The sequence below is a fragment of the Nocardia sp. NPDC003726 genome (assembly GCF_053586955.1).
In genome coordinates this window covers 26,475-43,440 of the sequence record NZ_JBSFNF010000038.1, presented here as the reverse complement: position 1 = coordinate 43,440, position 16,966 = coordinate 26,475, and the positions used below count along the sequence as shown (strand labels likewise).

The window sequence follows — 16,966 nt, the reverse complement described above, 5'->3', positions numbered from 1 at the left end:
CGATTCACGCGGTCCTCACCGAACTGCTGCCCTTGGACGAGCAGCGCCGGGAAGAAGTCATCGTGCTCAACGTGTTCGCGACCGCGGCGATCGCCAGCCGAGGCATCACCGCCGAAGAAACCTTCGCCGCGCCCCACGCCCTCGTCTCGATCGTCACCGACCAACTCCGGCGCACCCGGAGCTCCGGCCGGTCGGGCACGAACGTCCCCGAACGCGACGCCGAACTCATCACCATGACGATCGGCGGACTGGCCCAGGCCATGCTCCAGAACTTCATCACCCCACAATCCGCGCTCGAACTCATCGACCATCTGCTCGATCGCGTGCTGGAGACAAACACCGCAGACACCGACTCGACCCGGTCGGCATCGAACTGAGCGCCACCGGACAGCAGTCCGATTCCGCCTTATCGACCAAAGGGCAACCGCGAGCTTGCTGCAAGCCAGCTTTGCGTCACTTATAGCTTTGTCTCACGAACGATCGTTCGCGAGACACACTGCGCGGCAGTGCGTTTCCGCAGGCTGAATGTGTAAAGCATCCCGTGTACGCGGCAACGTCAACCTGTCGGGGGTTACCGATACATTCCGTGCATGAGAATCGGCTACGGGCGGGTCTCCACCCGCGATCAGCATCCCGAGGCCCAGCACGACGCGCTCACCGCGTCCGGGTGCGAGCAGATCTTCCTCGACAAGGTGTCCGGCAAGCTCGCCTCCCGTCCCGAACTCGACAAGGCGCTGCTGGTGGCCAACCGGGAAGGCGATCAACTGGTGGTCACCAAACTCGACCGGCTCGGCCGCTCTCTCGAGCACCTGATCGAGCTGTCGAAGACGCTGCAGAACCGCGGCGTGGACCTGGTGGTTCTGGACCAGGGCATCGACACCTCCACCGCGGTCGGGCGCATGTTCTTCCAGATCCTCGGCGCCATCGCCGAGTTCGAGCACGCCTTGATGTCCGAACGCACCCGCGACGGCTTGGCCGCCGCGCGCGCCCGCGGCCGCACCGGCGGCCAGAAGCCGAAGCTCGGCCCCCGGCAGGTGCAGCTGGCGCGGGCGATGTACGACGAGCTCGACGAGACCGGAAAGCGCCGCTACACCGTCGCGCAGATCGCCGCCGAATTCGGCGTCACCCGCCCCACGATCTACCGCCACCTGGCTGCGGCGGGCGCGACAATGTGACCAGCGGGCAGCGCGGAATCGAGGTGAGCCATGACAGGCGGCGGACTGACCGAATTGAGCGAGGCCGACCGGCGGCAGGCGATGAACCGGCTCGAGGTGCTACGGCCGTACCTGGAAGACGACGTCCCCCTCACCCGCGCCGCGGCTGCGTCGGGCACGCCGCTGCGGACCGCGCAACGATGGCTGCACCGTTACCGCAGCGCGGGACTGACCGGACTCGCTCCGACCCACCGCCGGCGCTCCAGCCGACGGACGCATCCGGAGCTGGTGCGGCTGATCGAAGCAATGGCGTTGCGCCGCCCGCGCCCGTCGCTGGCGGCGATCACCCGCCGTGCTGCTCGCGTCGCCGCCGAGCAGGGATGGACGCCGGTGTCCTACAGCACCGTTCGTGCGATCGTCACCGACCTCGACCCGGCCATGCTCACCCTCGCCCACGACGGCGCCGCCGCCTTCCGTGACACCTACGAGCTGGTCTACCGCCGCCGCGCCGAGCACCCGAACCAGATGTGGCAGGCCGACCACACCCAGCTCGACATCCTCGTGGTCGAGGCCGGCCGCAACCGGCGGCCCTGGTTGACCGTGGTGCTCGACGACTGCTCCCGCGCAGTGCCCGGCTACACCGTCAACCTGGGCGCACCGTCGGCGCTGAACACCTCGCTGGCGCTGCGGCAGGCGATCTGGACCAAGCCCGACCCGGGCTGGCCGATGTGCGGGATCCCGGAGATCCTCTACGTCGACCACGGCAGCGACTTCACCAGCCAACACCTCGCCCAGGTCGCCGCCGATCTGAAGTTCCAGATCGTGCACTCCACCGTCGCCCGACCCCAAGGCCGCGGCAAAATCGAGCGCTTCTTCGGCAGTATCAACACCGAACTACTCACCGAGCTGCCCGGCCACCTCGTGGCTGGCAAGCCGGTCACTGCACCGGCACTGTCGCTGCGCCAGCTCGACGAGGCGATCAACCGGTTCGTCACCGCCACCTACCACCAGCGCACCCACTCCGAAATCGGCGCCTCGCCGCAGCAGGCGTGGGTTGCTGACGGCTGGCTGCCGCGCATGCCCGACAGCCTCGAACAGCTCGACCTGCTGCTGGTCACCGCCGCCACCCCGCGCGTCGTGCACCGCGACGGCATCCACTTCCAAGGCCTGCGCTACCTACACCCCACCCTGGCCGCCTACGTCCGCGAAACCGTCACCATCCGCTACGACCCGCGCGACATCACAGCCCTCCGCGTCTTCCACCGCAATCGGTTCCTGTGCACGGCGATCGACCCGAACCACAGCGGTGACACCATCGGCCTCAAAGACATCCAAGCCGCCCGCCGCGCCTACCGCCACAGGATCCGCCAGCAGATCAACGAACGCATCACCGTCGTCACCGACTACCTCCCCGCACCCGCCCCACCGGTGCGCCCGGAACCCGCGTCACCGCCGCCCGGACCGCGGCTGCGCGCCTACTCCGAGGAGTGATCGTGCCCACGCCGCGGAACTGGCCGTTCATCGCCACCAAGGAACACCGCCGGTTCATCGAGTTCGCCGACACCGTCAAACGCGACCGAACCATCGGCATCTGCTACGGCGCAGCGGGAATCGGGAAGACACTGTCGGCATCCCGCTACGCGCGCTGGGACAAGGCCGACCACCTGCTGAGCACCTGGGGCCCGCGCGAAGAATCCGACAAAGACGTCTACGCCGCACTGGCCCGCTCGCGCACCGTGTACTACACCCCCACCGTGGCCGCGCCGCTACGGCAACTCCGCGACGAGCTCAAGCTGCTATACAACCGGGTCAACATCTGCATCGACCAGCACGTCTGCCCCACCCGGCGCGAACACCGGACCGTTGACTACGTCGAGCTGGTCGTCATCGACGAATCCGAACGCCTGTCCGCCACCGCGATCGAACACCTCCGTGACCAGTACGACCGCGGTGACCACGGGCTGCTGTTCATCGGCATGCCCGGCATCGAGAAAACCTTCTCCCGCTACCCGCAGCTCTACAGCCGCGTCGGCTTCGCCCACCACTACCGGCCCCTGACCGGCGAAGAACTCACCTTCGTCCTGACCCGACACTGGCACAAACTCGGCCTGCAACTGGATCCCGACGACTTCACCGACGCCCAAGCCGTCGCCGCCGTCGCCCGCATCACCAGCGGCAACTTCCGCCTCCTGCAACGACTGTTCGCCCAAATCCACCGGATCATGAAGATCAACGAACTCCACACCATCACCGCCGACGTCGTCGAAACCGCCCGCAGCACCCTCGTCATCGGCGCCACCTAACGGTGCGAGAACACCGCCATCTACCACCGCGAGTCACAGCAAGAGTCACCGCACTCGTCAGAAGCTCACCAGGAAGTGTTTCTCGGGATAGTTGCTCGAGGTGAATCAGGATGTTCGTGTCACCGAGACCGCGCAGATACCGCGAGGTCATTCCGATTCCTCGGCGCGGTGCGGTCGAAGATAAGCATCGAAGTGAGCCGTATCGTCGATGTGCTCGGCTTGATCGGCCCGGAATCGTTGGATATCCATCGGCGGCAGGTCCGCGAACGCCTCGAGCAACTCGTCCACCGGTACGGCTCGCCGCCGCGCGGGTGTGGGCGCTTGATTCACATACGAATCGATCGCGGCCAAGGCGACCTGCTGCATCGACCGGTGCTCGACCTCTGCCCTGCGGCGGAGGGCCTCGGTCTGTTCGTCGGTCAAGCGCAGGGTCATGGCCATACACCTGATGACCGCGCGGTATCACCCGACCGCCACCGTCGAATCCTACTCTCGGTGTGTCAGGTCGACGCCGGTGTGGCTCACTGCGAAGCAGCGGAGTCGAGGGGTGCGGACGCGACCCCAATTATGAATGGGCTTGCATCGTCGTGCATAATCATTTGCAGAACGACGCGGGCCCGCCCAGGCTGGTCGCGAGGCGTCGGGGCCGGGCCGTTCCCACTGCTCGGACACCCGCCATACTGCTGATACACCTACCGAACCATCGAGGAGCACACAGAACATGTCCGAGCGCGTCGTACTCGCCTACTCCGGTGGGCTGGACACCTCCGTCGCGATCAGCTGGATCGGCAAGGAGACCGGCGCCGAAGTGGTGGCGGTGGCCATCGACCTCGGCCAGGGCGGCGAGGACATGAACGTGGTGCGTCAGCGCGCGCTGGACTGCGGCGCCGTCGAGGCGATCGTGATCGACGCCCGCGACGAGTTCGCCGACCAGTACTGCCTGCCCACCATCCAGGCCAACGCGCTGTACATGGGCCAGTACCCGCTGGTGTCGGCGATCAGCCGGCCGCTGATCGTCAAGCACCTGGTGGAGGCCGCCAAGTTCCACGGCGCCAGCACCGTCGCGCACGGCTGCACCGGCAAGGGCAACGACCAGGTCCGCTTCGAGGTCGGCATCGGCGCGCTCGCGCCCGACCTGAACGTGATCGCCCCGGTGCGTGACTACGCGTGGACCCGGGAGAAGGCCATCGCCTTCGCCGAGGAGAACTCGCTGCCGATCAACGTCACCAAGAAGTCGCCGTTCTCCATCGACCAGAACGTGTGGGGCCGCGCGGTGGAGACCGGGTTCCTCGAGGACCTGTGGAACGCCCCGACCAAGGACGTCTACGACTACACCTCCGACCCGACCGTCAACTTCGAGGCTCCGGACGAACTGATCGTCACCTTCGACAAGGGTGTGCCGGTCGCCATCGACGGCCGCCAGGTCAGCGTGCTGGAGGCGATCGTCGAGCTGAACCACCGCGCGGGCCGCCAGGGCATCGGCCGGCTGGACATGGTCGAGGACCGCCTGGTCGGCATCAAGAGCCGGGAGATCTACGAGGCGCCGGGCGCCATCGCGCTGATCACCGCGCATCAGGCCCTCGAGCACGTCACCATCGAGCGCGAGCTGGGCCGCTACAAGCGGCAGGTCGAGCAGCGCTGGGGCGAGCTGGCCTACGACGGCCTGTGGTTCTCCCCGCTCAAGCGCGCGCTGGACGCCTTCATCACCGACACCCAGCAGCACGTCTCCGGCGACATCAGGATGGTGCTGCACGGCGGCTCCGCCGTGGTGAACGGCCGCCGCTCGGAGCAGTCGCTCTACGACTTCAACCTGGCCACCTACGACGAGGGCGACACCTTCGACCAGTCCCTGGCCAAGGGCTTCGTCCAGATCCACGGCCTGTCCTCCAAGGTCGCCGCCCGCCGCGACCTGAACCAGAAGTAGGCCCCAGGCGTGCCGGTGCCGAACTGGCACCGGCACGCCGACAGCTCCCGCGAGGGGCCCCGAACCAGAATTCGCGCTGCACCGCCTCGACTTCGGCGGCGGTCGGGTAGGCAGAAGCATGGCTTCCCGTAGTCTCGAATCGGCGTTCTGAGGGTGCTGACAGGGCAGCAGTGCACCCCGAAAGCAACCTGCGAACGCCTTCGCCCCGCGCGCGAGGCCGCTCTCGGCAGATGGGGTCGAGCAACCATCGAACGGCCCAGCTGCGTCGAGCAGGAACTGCTCCATCTCGCGCGCCGCCGCTCACTGGTTCCTCGCGCCGACGGAACGACTGAGTCGCAACCCGACACACCAATTGATCCCGCAAACCACGTACAACTGATCTCGCGAATCAACGGACCACCCGATCTCGGGATCAACGCGCCAATTGATCTCGCGGATCAACGCACCAACTGATTTCGCAAGAACATGGGTAACTCACCGGGTACGCCCAAAACCCGACCGACACCCAACGCAGGACCTGAACGTAAATCGACCCCGTCCCCGACTTGTACGGCCTGAAGGCCCGGAGAGGCGGGGGAGCCTGAATACTCGGAGAGGCGGACAAGCATGAGCACGAACCAAGGTGCGCTCTGGGGCGGGCGATTCGCCTCCGGACCGGCCGAGGCCATGGCCGCGCTGAGCAAGTCGACCCACTTCGACTGGGCGTTGGCCCCCTACGACATCCGCGCGTCGAAGGCGCACGCGCGGGTGCTGCACAAGGCCGGGCTGCTGTCCGACGCCGATCTGTCGGGCATGCTGGACGGCCTGGATCGACTCGCGGCGGACGTGGCGTCCGGCGCGTTCGGTCCCGCCGAGTCGGACGAGGACGTGCACGGCGCGCTGGAACGCGGTCTGATCGAACGGGTCGGCGCGGAGCTCGGTGGCCGGTTGCGGGCGGGACGTTCGCGCAACGACCAGGTGGCCACGCTGTTCCGGATGTGGCTGCGTGACGGTGTGCGCCGGGTGGCCGCGGGCGTGCTGGCGGTGGTCGACGCGCTGGTGGAGCAGGCCGCCGCGCATCCGGACGCGGTGATGCCGGGCAAGACCCACCTGCAGGCGGCGCAGCCGGTGTTGCTGGCCCATCATCTGCTCGCGCACGCCCACCCGCTGCTGCGCGACATCGACCGGCTGCGCGATTTCGATCGCCGCGCGGCGGTGTCGCCCTACGGTTCCGGCGCGCTGGCGGGCTCCTCGCTCGGACTCGATCCGGAGGCAATCGCCGCGGAGCTGGAGTTCGACGCGGCCGCCGCCAACTCGATCGACGCCACCTCGGCGCGCGACTTCGCCGCCGAGGCCGCGTTCGTACTTGCCATGATCGGTGTGGATCTGAGCCGGATGGCCGAAGAGGTGATCATCTGGAGCACACCGGAATTCGGCTATGTGACGCTGGCCGACGCGTGGTCCACCGGTTCGTCGATCATGCCGCAGAAGAAGAACCCGGACGTCTCCGAGCTGACCCGCGGCAAGGCGGGCAGGCTGATCGGCAACCTCACCGGCCTGCTGGCAACGCTCAAGGCGCAACCGCTTGCCTACAACCGCGATCTGCAAGAGGACAAGGAACCGCTGTTCGATTCGGTCGCGCAACTGGAATTGCTGCTCCCGGCCATCGCGGGCTTGGTCTCGACATTGACGTTCCACACCGATCGCATGGCCGAACTCGCGCCCGCCGGTTTCACGCTGGCCACGGATATCGCCGAATGGCTTGTGCGCCAGGGTGTTCCGTTCCGGGTCGCGCACGAGGCGGCGGGCGCGTGCGTGCGCGCCGCCGAATCGCGCGGCGTCGGCCTGGACGAACTCACCGACGAGGAATTCGCCGCGATCGACTCGGCGCTGACCGGGAAGGTGCGCGAGGTGCTCACCGTGCAGGGTTCGATCGCGTCCCGCAATGCCCGCGGCGGCACGGCCCGCGTCCAGGTCGCGGCGCAGCTCGCGGAGGTGCGCGAGGCGGCGGCCGCGGCGCGGGCCTGGCTGGACTGAACCTCGCGCTGCGCCGCGACCGGCCTATCCGGCGACGGTGATGTCGACGCCGCTGAACAGCAGATCGCTGCGGCGTCGGCTGCCCGGTTCCGAAACTGTTCCGGCCTCCGGCATCAGCTCGCGCAATTGCCGGAGAAACACCTCAACGGCCAGCGTGGCCATGCTTTTACCGGGACAGACATGTCTGCCGAACCCGAAGGTCAACGGCAGCTTGCCGGCGCCGTCCAGTGCCAGGCAGTCGGGGAACGCCTCCGGGTCGCGATTCGCCGCGGCGAACAAGACGAGCAACGGTCCCGCGGGCAGGCGGGTGCCGCTGGACAGCACGACCGGTGTCCTGGCCCGGCGCTTCCACGCCACCAGCCCCGGGTCGAGTTGCAGGATCTTCGCCGCGACCCGGGCGCCGCCCTCCGGCTCGGCGAGCAGATCCCACCAGACGCGCTGCGGGTCGCCGAGCAAGCGCTGCACGCCTTGCTGGATGCTGCCGCTCACCGTGTGCACTCCGGCGGCCAGCGAATTCGCCATGGCCGACACCGCGATCCGATGGGAGAGCCCGGCGTCGCGAAGCCTGCGGGCGAACCCGGTCGCTTCGCTGCCCCGGCCCGCCCGCACCGCCGCGCCGCTCACGGTGAACAACCAGCCGAGCGCGCTCACCGCGTCGGCCAGTTCGCGGCCCCGCATCACCCGGCCGAGCAGTCCCGATTGCGCTCCGCTCCATGCGGCCACGTTCGGCCAGTCCGCCGCGGGCAACCCGACCGCAGCGCCGACGGTCCTGGCGGCGTAACCGATCGACAACGCGGTCACGTCCAACGGTGATCCGCGCCGGAAACCAAGGTCGTGCAGTGCCGCATGGAAGTGCTCGGCCATCTCGGCGGTCCGGGCGGGACGATCGGAGGGGGAGATGGTGAAATGGCCGGAAGGCCCCGCCATGGTGTTCCATACCCGCTTGTGCAGCAGATCGTCGGACAGGTTGGCGGTCGCTTTCGCAGGCGGCGGAACCAGGTGCCGGACGAAAGGCGGGATGGCGCGTGGCGTCGCCGCGATACGCGCGTAACCGACCAGCGGATCCAGCGAATTCGCGTTGGAGATACCCGGCTTCGTCGCGTCCAGCACCTCGCGCACGTCGTCGTACTTCCAGATCATCCGCAGCCCGGACCGGTGCGCGTAACTTGTTTCCGGCCACGCGTGCAACCGCCGGTACCGCTCGTCGCGCTCGGCATACGGCAACTCGTTACAAGTCACTTCCTCGAACGGGAAGCCGGTTACCGCAACATCCGAGCTACGCATCGGCCGATCGTATCGACGCCTCGGCCCCGGCCGGGGCCGCGCATCCCCGCCGCTGGGAGCACCCGTGCCCGCCGCAGGGCCGGTGCCGCGCCCCGGCGGTGACTAGGCTGCGAAGATGACCTTGTTGCTGCTCGCCTTGGCCATCGCCTCCGAGGTGACCGCGACCGTTTCACTGAAACTGTCCGACGGATTCGCCAAACTCGTCCCCTCGATCGTGGTGGTCGTCGGCTATTGCGCGGCGTTCTTCTTCCTGGCCCAGGCATTGAAACGTGGGATGCCGATCGGGGTGGCCTACGGCATCTGGTCGGCGGTCGGCGTGGCCGCGATCGCGCTGATCGGCGTGCTGTTCCTGAACGAGCGGCTGACGCTGGTGCAGGTAGGCGGCATCGGACTGGTAATCCTCGGCGTACTCGCCCTGGAACTCGGCGGCGCGCACTAACCTCCGCGCACGAGTGGCACATGGTCGTGGCATTTCGCGAGTAGGTCCCGCGGTGGTGTGCCACTCGACGAAGTTCCGAGAACGGCCTCCGGTCAATCCGAGTCGCGCACCGCGTATCCCGCGTTCGCGAGGGCGGCGAGCACGTCGTCGCGATGGCCGGACCCTCGTGTCTCGAGGGTGAGCGCCACTTCGACCTCGTCCACCGCCAGCCACGTGCCGGTGCGGGAATGCGCCACGTCGACCACACTGGCGCCCGTCTCGCCCACCACCGCGAGCAACGCTCCCAGCGCACCGGGGCGATCGGAAATCGTCACCCGCACGGCGAGATAGCGACCTGCCGCGCTCAGCCCGTGCCCGATCACCCGGGTCAGCAGCAACGGGTCGATATTGCCGCCGGAGAGGATCGCGCAGACCGGTCCGCGCAGGTCGAGTTCCTCCGGCGCGTGACTCATCAGGGCGGCCACGGCCGCGGCCCCCGCGGGCTCGACGATCAGCTTCGCGCGTTCCAGGCACAGCAGCAGCGCCTGCGACAGCGCTTCCTCGTCCACCGTCACGATCCGCGAAACATGCTGGGCCACATAGTCGAACGGCACCACACCGGGCTGTCCGACCGCGATGCCGTCGGCCATCGTCGACATCCGCTCGACCCGGATCGGGTGGCCCGCCGCCAGCGAGTCCGGCCAAGCGGCCGCTTCCGCCGCCTGCACCCCGATGACGCGCACGTCCGGCGCCAGCTGCCGCAGCGCGATGGCGACGCCCGCCAGAAGCCCGCCGCCGCCGGTGGGCACGAGCACCGTGCCGACCTCAGGCGACTGCTCGGCGATCTCCACGCCGACAGTGGCCTGACCGGACACGATATCGGGATGGTCGAACGGATGGATCAGCGTCGCACCGAACCGGTCGGCGAAATCCAGCGCGGCGTCCAGCGACTCGTCGATGGTCTCGCCGACCTGGCGGACTCGCGCGCCGTAGGCCTTGGTCGCCGTCACTTTGGGCAGCGCGGCGCCGATCGGCATGAACACCGTCGACGCGATGCCGAGCGAGGCCGCCGACCACGCGACGCCTTGCGCGTGGTTGCCCGCGCTCGCGGCCACGACGCCGCGCTCCCGGGCCTCGGGCGGCAGATTCGCGATCCGGTTGTAGGCTCCGCGCGGCTTGAACGACCCGGTGCGCTGCAGGTTCTCGCACTTCAGCCACACTTGCGCGCCGACGCGCTCGGACAACACCCGCGAGGCCAGCAGTGGCGTGCGCCGGATCACCGGATCCAGCAGCCGCGCGGCCGCCGCGATCCGCGGCAGGTCGACCGTCTCCATAGCGTCATGCTGCCACTTGGTCAGCCGAGTTCAGGCGGCTCTGGCGAGGTTGTGGGCCAACGCGCCCAATCGCGACAGTCGCGCGTCGCCCAGCGGGGTGATCCGGCTGCCGAGGCGATTGGTGACGAAGCCGAGCGACATCCCGGTCGCGGGGTCGGCGAAACCACCGGAGCCGCCGAGGCCGAAATGGCCGAAGGCGGAGATGGGTTCGGCTTTCGACGGCTTCATCGGCACGCCGTGGTAACCGAGCGCCCAGGGGATGCGGAAGGCCAGTACATAATCGGGAGTGAAGACCTGCCGCCGGGTGATCTGCTCGATGGTTTCCTGGCGCAGCAGCTGGTAACCGTCCAGCTGTCCGCCGTTGGCGAGCGCGCCGTACACCCGCGCCAGCGCGCGGGCGGAGAAGACGCCGTTGAGGCCGGGCATCACCGAGTCGTGCAGGCGCGGATCGGCCACCAACTCGGCGAACCCCACCGGGGTCGTGTCGGCGGCGGCCGCGAAACGGGTACGGGCGAGCAGCCGCGAGCTACGTTCCCAGCTCATGCCCGCGACCGTCAGGCGCGGAAAATTCGTGGCGATACGCCCCCGTTCGGATTCCGGGACCCGGAACCAGAGTTCGTCGGCGGCGAGCGGTCCCGCGATCTCGGCGCGCAGCGCATCGGTGAATCCCGCTCCGGTCACCCGCCGCACCAGCTCCGCGGCGAGGTGCCCGTAGGTGATGCCGTGGTAGCCGCTGGTCACCTTGTGCCGCGGGTCGGGCGCGGCGGCCGCGAGCGCCGCGGTGACCGCGGCATCGTCGAAGAATCGCTCGACCGGCCCCGGCAGCAGCCCGCGCAAACGATGCAACCCGGCTCGGTGGGTCAGCATGGCCCGCACGCTGATGTGTTCCTTGCCCGCCGCCGCGAACTCCGGCCAGTAGGTCGCCAGCGGCTCGTCGTAGTCGATCAGGCCGCGCTCCGCCAGACGATGCACCAGCGTGCTGGCGATCCCCTTGCCGGTGGAGAACGCCATCGCGACGGTGTCGTGCGCCCACGCGACGTCGGGATGCGCGTATCCGGCCCAGACGTCGACCACCGGCTCGCCGTGCAAGTAGACCGCCAGCGCGCCGCCGCCGTCGGACGGACGCCGGAACAACCGGTCGAACTCCGCCACCAAGCGCACGAAGCGGCGATCTACGAACTGTTCTGCCGAAACTGTCATCGGAACCCTGTGTCTGTCTCTCAGCGCCTACGGCGTCGCGAACAATCCAATGCTAGGTCCCGTCTCCTTCGAGACCGGTGGCCGGGACTGCTCCCACCACGCGACCGGTCGGTTCTGTGAGAAGACGTTTCCTGGCCGTCACACAGTGGACCGGAAACGCAACACGCTTCTCCTAGCGTGTTGTCATGCCCCCGAGACGACGTTCGGCGCTGCTCGCGAGGTTGGTCGTCGACTCACCCGGTCGCCCACAGATCATCCTCGGCGAATTACGCCGGGTGATCCTCGACGGAGCGGTGCCGCCCCGCACCGTGATCCCGCTGCGCGAGGTGGCGGAACTGTTCGGGGTGAGTCACATTCCGGTGCGCGAGGCGCTCAAGACGCTGATCGGGGAAGGGCTGGTGACGCACGAGCCGCACGCCGGATACACGGTGGCGCAACTGACCGCCGCCGAATTGCGCGAAATGTACATCGTGCGCGAGACCTTGGAGACGGCGTCGCTCGCCGCGGCCGCCATGAACCACTCCGCCGCCGACCGCGCGGCGCTGCTGGAGGTGAACGCGAGCCTGGAGGAGGCGATTCGCGAGGACGACCCCGCCGCCTACCATCGCAGGTCGCGCACCTTCCATGTGGCGCTGACCCGCCCGTCGCGCATGTTCCGGCTGCTGCACATGCTCGAATCGGCATGGAACGTCACCGAGCCCGTGCAGTCGATGGTGCACATCGGCCGGGCCGACCGGGTGCGGCTGCACACCGATCACGCGTTGATGCTGGACGCTTTCCTGGCCCGGGACGTCGAGCGCCTGCTGCTCGTCGCCGAACAGCACCATCGCAGGCTGGAATCGGTGATCGCAACCTTGCCCACGGATACCGGGCTGCTCGCGCCGGAAGATATATCTGCCGCGCAATAGCCGGGCAATAACCGCGCAATGGACGGGCAATAGCCGATTCCTACCGTCGTTTCGATCACAGTTTCGCCCTTCGGATGGGAAACGCCATGACCGAAACCATCGCCGCACCCGCGCCCGTGCGGACCACCGCTGTTGTCGATTACGACCCGCGACTCACCAACGACGACCTCGCGCCGCTGCGCAAACAGAACTGGGGCTCCTACAACATCTTCGCCTTCTGGATGTCCGACGTGCACAGCGTCGGCGGCTATGTCACCGCGGGCAGCCTGTTCGCGCTCGGTCTGGCCGGCTGGCAGGTGCTGGTGGCCCTGCTGATCGGCATCACCCTGGTCTATTTCTTCTGCAATCTGGTCGCCAAGCCCAGTCAGATGACCGGCGTGCCGTATCCGGTCATCTGCCGCAGCGCGTTCGGCGTGCGAGGGGCCAACATCCCGGCGATCATCCGCGGGCTGATCGCAGTGGCCTGGTACGGCATTCAGACGTTCCTCGCCTCGGCGGCACTGGATGTCGTACTGGTGAAGTTGTTCCCGTCGCTCGCGCCCTACGCGGTGGCGAGCGATTACGGATTCCTCGGCCTGTCGCTGCTCGGCTGGGGTAGCTATCTGACGCTGTGGGTGGTGCAAGCCTGCGTCTTCTGGCGGGGAATGGAGTCCATCCGCCGATTCATCGACTTCTGCGGACCCGCGGTGTACGTGGTGATGTTCGTGCTGTGCGGTTACCTCATCGCGAAAGCCGGTTGGGACGCCATAGATCTGAACCTCAGCGCCGTGCGATACACCGGATGGGACTCGGTGCCGGTGATGCTCGGCGCTATCGCACTCGTGGTGTCCTACTTCTCCGGGCCGATGCTGAACTTCGGGGACTTCTCCCGGTACGGCAAGTCCTTCGCCGCGGTGCGCCGGGGCAACCTGCTCGGTCTCCCGCTGAACTTCCTGTTGTTCTCGTTGCTGGTGGTGATCACCGCCTCGCTGACCGTGCCGGTCTACGGTGAGCTGATCACCGATCCGGTCGCCACGGTGGCGCGGATCGACAGCACCTTCGCGATCGTGCTCGGCGCGCTCACCTTCACCGTAGCCACCATCGGCATCAACATCGTCGCCAACTTCATCTCGCCCGCCTTCGACTTCTCGCACGTGAGTCCGCAGCGCATCAGCTGGCGCGCAGGCGGCATGATCGCCGCGGTGGGCTCGGTGCTGATCACGCCGTGGAACCTCTACAACAACCCGGAGGTCATCCACTACACGCTGGAGGTGCTCGGCGCCTTCATCGGCCCGCTGTTCGGCGTGCTCATCGCCGACTACTACCTGGTGCGCAAGCAGCGCGTGGCGGTGGACGAGCTGTTCACCATGTCCAGCGGCGGACGCTATTGGTATCGCGGGGGATACAACCCGGCGGCGGTGATCGCGACGGCGATCGGTGCGCTGGTCGCCGTCGTGCCGGTGCTGGCGAAGGACGTCACCGGGATGTACACGGCGGCGCAGTACAGCTGGTTCATCGGCTGCGGTCTCGGCTTCGCGGCGTACTACCCGCTGGCCACCCGCCGGGCGGTGCGGGAGAGCGCGGCCTGATGCACATCCGTGTGGTCAATCCGAACACCACCCGGGCGATGACCGACACGATCGAGCAGTGTGCCAGGGCCGTCGCGGGTCCTGACACCCTGCTCGACGCGGTGACCTCGGAGATGGGACCGGCTTCGATCGAGAGCCACTACGACGAAGCGCTGAGCGTCCCCGGCCTGCTCGCCGCGATCCGGCGAGGCGAGGCCGATGGGGTCGACGGCTACGTGCTGGCCTGCTTCGGCGACCCCGGTCTGGACGCCGCGCGCGAACTGGCCGGGGGGCCGGTGATCGGGATCGCCGAGGCCGCCATGCATACCGCCGCCCACGTCGGTCGCGGGTTCAGCGTGGTCACCACGCTGGCCCGGACCGTCGGCCGCGCGGTCGATCTGGCGGAGCGCTACGGGATGCGGCGCTTCTGCCGTGGCATCCATGCCTGCGAGATCCCGGTACTGGCTCTCGACACCGATCCGGACGCACGCAAGATCGTCATCGAAGCGTGCCGGGAAGCGGTCGAGGCGGACGGGTCCGACGTGATCGTGCTGGGCTGCGCGGGGATGGCCGATCTGTGTGCCCAGGTGCGCGCCGAGGTCGGCGTGCCGGTGGTGGACGGTGTGGCAGCGGCGACGTTGACCGTCCAATCGCTGCTCACGCTGGGTTTACGCAAGTCGGGTCGGGGCGAATTCGCCGCACCGCCGCCCAAGCCGTACACCGGCGCGCTGCGGTCCTTCGGCGCGTGAACGCAGGTCAGGCGGCCCCGGCGGTGACGAGCTTGCGCAACTCGGTGTCGGGATCCGCCACGTCGACCACGAGCCGTGTGACATCGGCGCCCGCCAAGTCGATACGAATGGCGTGTCCGTCGAATCGGGTGTCCCAGAATTCCTTACGGCCCTTGCCGCGGAACGTTCCCGCCGCGATCACGCCGGGGAAGAACGTGCCGGGCGCGCGCACCCACGGCGGGCGGCGGTCGACCCCGGCGAGGCCGAGCGCGGTGATGTCGGACAGATCGAAGGTCAGGTGGTCGCGCAGCGCCAGCAGTTGATGCGCGCCGAGCACGTGCACCGTCACCGTCGTTCCGGTGACCTCGAATTCGACCATCACGCACCTCACTTCACGCGAACTCGTACCTCTTCAACCATGCAGAACGGTCCTGGTCGCAGCCTGTGCCGTTCCTATGAGTTCTCTCAGTTTCGGTCCATGTCGTTACAGGGATATGCGCATCTATCGATGTAATCGGCCCTGTCGCGGCGAGCGGTCACGTGTCGAGCTATGACCTCGGGCGGGAAAGCCGACATCGTGAGCTGGATCGAGGCAGCCGCGTCGTCGCATAGTCGACGGATGCGTTCGGCTGCCTCGGCCCAGAAGAAGTGGATCAGTCCGCCGAGGTTCCCGTTACGCGCGCGCGTTCCGCGACGTCGAGGACTCCGGCCAGCCATGGGGTGTAGGCCTCGGGGTTGTCGGCCAGCGCGTCGCGTAGGGCGTCCGGTTGAATCCAGGCGAAGTCGGCGACCTCGGCCGGGTCCGGCCGAGGCGCGCCGATGTCGAGCTGCCCGATCAGCACGTGATCCCATTCGGACTCGACCCGACCGGTGCGCAGGTCCGCCGCGTGGTAGCGGTAGATCCCGGCCTCGGTCAGCGCGATCGTCAGGCCCATCTCCTCGGCCAGCCGCAACCCCGCCGCGGTAGCGACCGGTTCGCTGGGGGCGGGGTGGCCGCAGCAGGTGTTGGCCCACAGCGACGGGAACCTCGTCTTGACCGCCGCACGCTGCTGCAAGAGCACCCGGCCCGCCGAGTCGAACAGCAAGACGGAGAACGCGCGGTGCAGTCGTCCCGGGGCCAGGTGTGCCTCCGCGACCGTGCACGCGCCGACCGCGCGGCCCGCGTCGTCGACGAGCTCGACGGGCAGGGCCTCGCGGTCGGTGTACGGCTGGGCGAGGGTGTCGGTCACCTGCCCACCTTATCGGCGGCAATGAGCAGGTAGTGGAAGCTCCCCTCCCGGTACGCGGTCAGGAACGGCTTCTCGACCCCCGTGGCGAGCTCGGATTTCGTGCGCAGCTCCCAGTACGGAATGGTCGCCGCGGTGAGTTCGGTCACGGCGATCGGCACCAGGTTGTTCTCGGCCATGGCGCGGAAGTACTCGCCGCGCGGATGAATCATGCAGCCGTAGTGCGCATCGATCCAGCTGACCGAAGACGAGCGGCCGCCGGTGACGTCGTTGGAGCAGCCGGTGATGCACACGTAGCGTCCGCCCGGCTCGAGCAGGCGGGAGAATTCGCTGAACAGATCGAACAGGTCCACGTACATCGTGGTCTCGTTGGTCCAGATGCCGCGCATGGAACCGCTCTCGAAGCCGGTGTCGAGCATATTGCGGAAATGGAACCGCACCTTGTCCGCGACGCCGCGGTGCACGGCCTGGTCGTTGGCGAAGCCGACCTGGTACTCGGAGATGGTGACGCCGTCGACCTGGCAGCCGAAGCGCTGATTGGCCATGAAGCTGGTGCCGCCGCGGCCGGAGCCGCCGTCCATCAGCCGGTCGCCGGGCCGGACGTCGCCGAGATGGTCGAGCAGGAAATCCGCCTGCGCGGTCTCCAGCCGGTGCAGTTCGGCGACGATGCGTTCCTCGCGGGTGTCCTCCGGGCCGGTCAGCACGGACAGGTCCGGCTCGCCGATGCCGTAGTGGTGGTGGTAGAGCCCGTCGACCTCACCGAGTTTGGTGTTGACCCGGTCGTCGTTCGGGTTGTTGTTCCAGTACGCGGCGACGGACTTCTGGTAGCTGGTACGCAGAACGGTCCCGGTCTCCGGGTTGAGCATGGTCATGCGTGATCATCCTCTCTCGGTGCGGTACTGCTTCAGTGCTCTCTTACGGGTG

At 68.0% G+C, this 16,966-nt stretch carries 16 protein-coding genes and 1 pseudogene; 10 read left to right on the top strand and 7 right to left on the bottom strand.

All coding sequences use genetic code 11. The features are described 5' to 3' along the window. The 4 genes and pseudogenes from ACWDMM_RS31490 to ACWDMM_RS31475 form a co-directional block, all read left to right on the top strand. Positions 1-377: pseudogene (locus ACWDMM_RS31490) on the top strand (hypothetical protein); the annotation flags it as partial. A 213-nt stretch (positions 378-590) separates the two neighbouring features. Beyond that, the gene (locus tag ACWDMM_RS31485) at positions 591-1,175 is read left to right on the top strand and encodes a recombinase family protein (protein WP_449941041.1); all 585 of its coding nucleotides are present in this window, start codon (positions 591-593) and stop codon (positions 1,173-1,175) included. A 30-nt stretch (positions 1,176-1,205) separates the two neighbouring features. Further along, positions 1,206-2,645 carry a Mu transposase C-terminal domain-containing protein gene (locus ACWDMM_RS31480; protein ID WP_357111289.1) on the top strand — a complete coding sequence of 480 codons (1,440 nt, stop codon included), beginning with the start codon at positions 1,206-1,208 and terminating at the stop codon, positions 2,643-2,645. Positions 2,646-2,647: 2 nt separating this feature from the next. Further along, positions 2,648-3,457, top strand: a complete 810-nt coding sequence (locus ACWDMM_RS31475) for an AAA family ATPase (RefSeq protein ID WP_357111286.1) — start codon at positions 2,648-2,650, stop codon at positions 3,455-3,457. 147 nt (positions 3,458-3,604) lie between these two features. Here the strand turns inward: ACWDMM_RS31475 and ACWDMM_RS31470 are convergent, their stop codons facing one another. Beyond that, complete coding sequence (locus tag ACWDMM_RS31470) at positions 3,605-3,892, bottom strand: hypothetical protein (RefSeq protein ID WP_397071299.1); 288 nt, start codon at positions 3,890-3,892, stop codon at positions 3,605-3,607. Positions 3,893-4,178: 286 nt separating this feature from the next. Here ACWDMM_RS31470 and ACWDMM_RS31465 point away from each other — a divergent pair, with 286 nt between their 5' ends. Together ACWDMM_RS31465 and argH are read left to right on the top strand one after the other, a co-directional pair. Next, positions 4,179-5,381 carry an argininosuccinate synthase gene (locus tag ACWDMM_RS31465; protein WP_067808206.1) on the top strand — a complete coding sequence of 401 codons (1,203 nt, stop codon included), beginning with the start codon at positions 4,179-4,181 and terminating at the stop codon, positions 5,379-5,381. Positions 5,382-5,987: 606 nt separating this feature from the next. Next, positions 5,988-7,397, top strand: a complete 1,410-nt coding sequence (gene argH, locus ACWDMM_RS31460; RefSeq protein WP_449941037.1) for an argininosuccinate lyase — start codon at positions 5,988-5,990, stop codon at positions 7,395-7,397. A 24-nt stretch (positions 7,398-7,421) separates the two neighbouring features. On the opposite strand, the gene ACWDMM_RS31455 is transcribed toward argH, so the two are convergent. After that, complete coding sequence (locus ACWDMM_RS31455; protein WP_449941034.1) at positions 7,422-8,681, bottom strand: hypothetical protein; 1,260 nt, start codon at positions 8,679-8,681, stop codon at positions 7,422-7,424. A gap of 115 nt (positions 8,682-8,796) precedes the next feature. Here ACWDMM_RS31455 and ACWDMM_RS31450 point away from each other — a divergent pair, with 115 nt between their 5' ends. Then, positions 8,797-9,120, top strand: coding sequence for a DMT family transporter (locus tag ACWDMM_RS31450; RefSeq protein ID WP_195082807.1), 324 nt, complete (start codon positions 8,797-8,799; stop codon positions 9,118-9,120). Positions 9,121-9,212: 92 nt separating this feature from the next. On the opposite strand, the gene ilvA is transcribed toward ACWDMM_RS31450, so the two are convergent. After that, complete coding sequence (gene ilvA / locus ACWDMM_RS31445) at positions 9,213-10,433, bottom strand: threonine ammonia-lyase (RefSeq protein ID WP_449941031.1); 1,221 nt, start codon at positions 10,431-10,433, stop codon at positions 9,213-9,215. A gap of 30 nt (positions 10,434-10,463) precedes the next feature. Further along, positions 10,464-11,633 carry a serine hydrolase domain-containing protein gene (locus ACWDMM_RS31440; RefSeq protein ID WP_195082809.1) on the bottom strand — a complete coding sequence of 390 codons (1,170 nt, stop codon included), beginning with the start codon at positions 11,631-11,633 and terminating at the stop codon, positions 10,464-10,466. Between the two features lie 185 nt (positions 11,634-11,818). On the opposite strand from ACWDMM_RS31440, the gene ACWDMM_RS31435 reads away from it, so the two are divergent. From ACWDMM_RS31435 to ACWDMM_RS31425, 3 genes are all read left to right on the top strand, one after another. After that, complete coding sequence (locus ACWDMM_RS31435) at positions 11,819-12,541, top strand: GntR family transcriptional regulator (RefSeq protein ID WP_195082810.1); 723 nt, start codon at positions 11,819-11,821, stop codon at positions 12,539-12,541. A gap of 86 nt (positions 12,542-12,627) precedes the next feature. Next, complete coding sequence (locus ACWDMM_RS31430) at positions 12,628-14,109, top strand: NCS1 family nucleobase:cation symporter-1 (protein ID WP_449941025.1); 1,482 nt, start codon at positions 12,628-12,630, stop codon at positions 14,107-14,109. Beyond that, positions 14,109-14,837 carry an aspartate/glutamate racemase family protein gene (locus ACWDMM_RS31425; protein WP_449941022.1) on the top strand — a complete coding sequence of 243 codons (729 nt, stop codon included), beginning with the start codon at positions 14,109-14,111 and terminating at the stop codon, positions 14,835-14,837. The genes ACWDMM_RS31430 and ACWDMM_RS31425 overlap by 1 nt, the downstream gene beginning before the upstream one ends. Before the next feature lie 7 nt (positions 14,838-14,844). On the opposite strand, the gene ACWDMM_RS31420 is transcribed toward ACWDMM_RS31425, so the two are convergent. The 3 genes from ACWDMM_RS31420 to ACWDMM_RS31410 all read right to left on the bottom strand — a co-directional run bounded on the left by ACWDMM_RS31420 (position 14,845) and on the right by ACWDMM_RS31410 (position 16,914). Continuing rightward, positions 14,845-15,195 (bottom strand): hypothetical protein, encoded by a 351-nt coding sequence (locus ACWDMM_RS31420; RefSeq protein WP_449941019.1) that lies wholly within the window; start codon positions 15,193-15,195, stop codon positions 14,845-14,847. A gap of 274 nt (positions 15,196-15,469) precedes the next feature. Continuing rightward, positions 15,470-16,045 carry an isopentenyl-diphosphate Delta-isomerase gene (idi, locus tag ACWDMM_RS31415; RefSeq protein ID WP_357111271.1) on the bottom strand — a complete coding sequence of 192 codons (576 nt, stop codon included), beginning with the start codon at positions 16,043-16,045 and terminating at the stop codon, positions 15,470-15,472. Continuing rightward, a complete protein-coding gene (locus ACWDMM_RS31410) occupies positions 16,042-16,914 on the bottom strand; it encodes a geranyl diphosphate 2-C-methyltransferase (RefSeq protein ID WP_195082815.1) in 873 nt (290 codons plus the stop codon). Before ACWDMM_RS31410 ends, idi begins: the two co-directional genes overlap by 4 nt. Between the last annotated feature and the right edge of the window lie 52 nt (positions 16,915-16,966).

Bases quoted from the DNA above. Each gene is read 5' to 3' on its own strand.
- ACWDMM_RS31485 (WP_449941041.1), top strand. From the start codon at position 591: ATGAGAATCGGCTACGGGCGGGTCTCCACCCGCGATCAGCATCCCGAG.
- ACWDMM_RS31480 (WP_357111289.1), top strand. From the start codon at position 1,206: ATGACAGGCGGCGGACTGACCGAATTGAGCGAGGCCGACCGGCGGCAG.
- ACWDMM_RS31470 (WP_397071299.1), bottom strand. From the start codon at position 3,892: ATGACCCTGCGCTTGACCGACGAACAGACCGAGGCCCTCCGCCGCAGG.
- ACWDMM_RS31465 (WP_067808206.1), top strand. From the start codon at position 4,179: ATGTCCGAGCGCGTCGTACTCGCCTACTCCGGTGGGCTGGACACCTCC.
- argH (WP_449941037.1), top strand. From the start codon at position 5,988: ATGAGCACGAACCAAGGTGCGCTCTGGGGCGGGCGATTCGCCTCCGGA.
- ACWDMM_RS31455 (WP_449941034.1), bottom strand. From the start codon at position 8,681: ATGCGTAGCTCGGATGTTGCGGTAACCGGCTTCCCGTTCGAGGAAGTG.
- ACWDMM_RS31450 (WP_195082807.1), top strand. From the start codon at position 8,797: ATGACCTTGTTGCTGCTCGCCTTGGCCATCGCCTCCGAGGTGACCGCG.
- ilvA (WP_449941031.1), bottom strand. From the start codon at position 10,433: ATGGAGACGGTCGACCTGCCGCGGATCGCGGCGGCCGCGCGGCTGCTG.
- ACWDMM_RS31440 (WP_195082809.1), bottom strand. From the start codon at position 11,633: ATGACAGTTTCGGCAGAACAGTTCGTAGATCGCCGCTTCGTGCGCTTG.
- ACWDMM_RS31435 (WP_195082810.1), top strand. From the start codon at position 11,819: ATGCCCCCGAGACGACGTTCGGCGCTGCTCGCGAGGTTGGTCGTCGAC.
- ACWDMM_RS31430 (WP_449941025.1), top strand. From the start codon at position 12,628: ATGACCGAAACCATCGCCGCACCCGCGCCCGTGCGGACCACCGCTGTT.
- ACWDMM_RS31425 (WP_449941022.1), top strand. From the start codon at position 14,109: ATGCACATCCGTGTGGTCAATCCGAACACCACCCGGGCGATGACCGAC.
- ACWDMM_RS31420 (WP_449941019.1), bottom strand. From the start codon at position 15,195: ATGGTCGAATTCGAGGTCACCGGAACGACGGTGACGGTGCACGTGCTC.
- ACWDMM_RS31410 (WP_195082815.1), bottom strand. From the start codon at position 16,914: ATGACCATGCTCAACCCGGAGACCGGGACCGTTCTGCGTACCAGCTAC.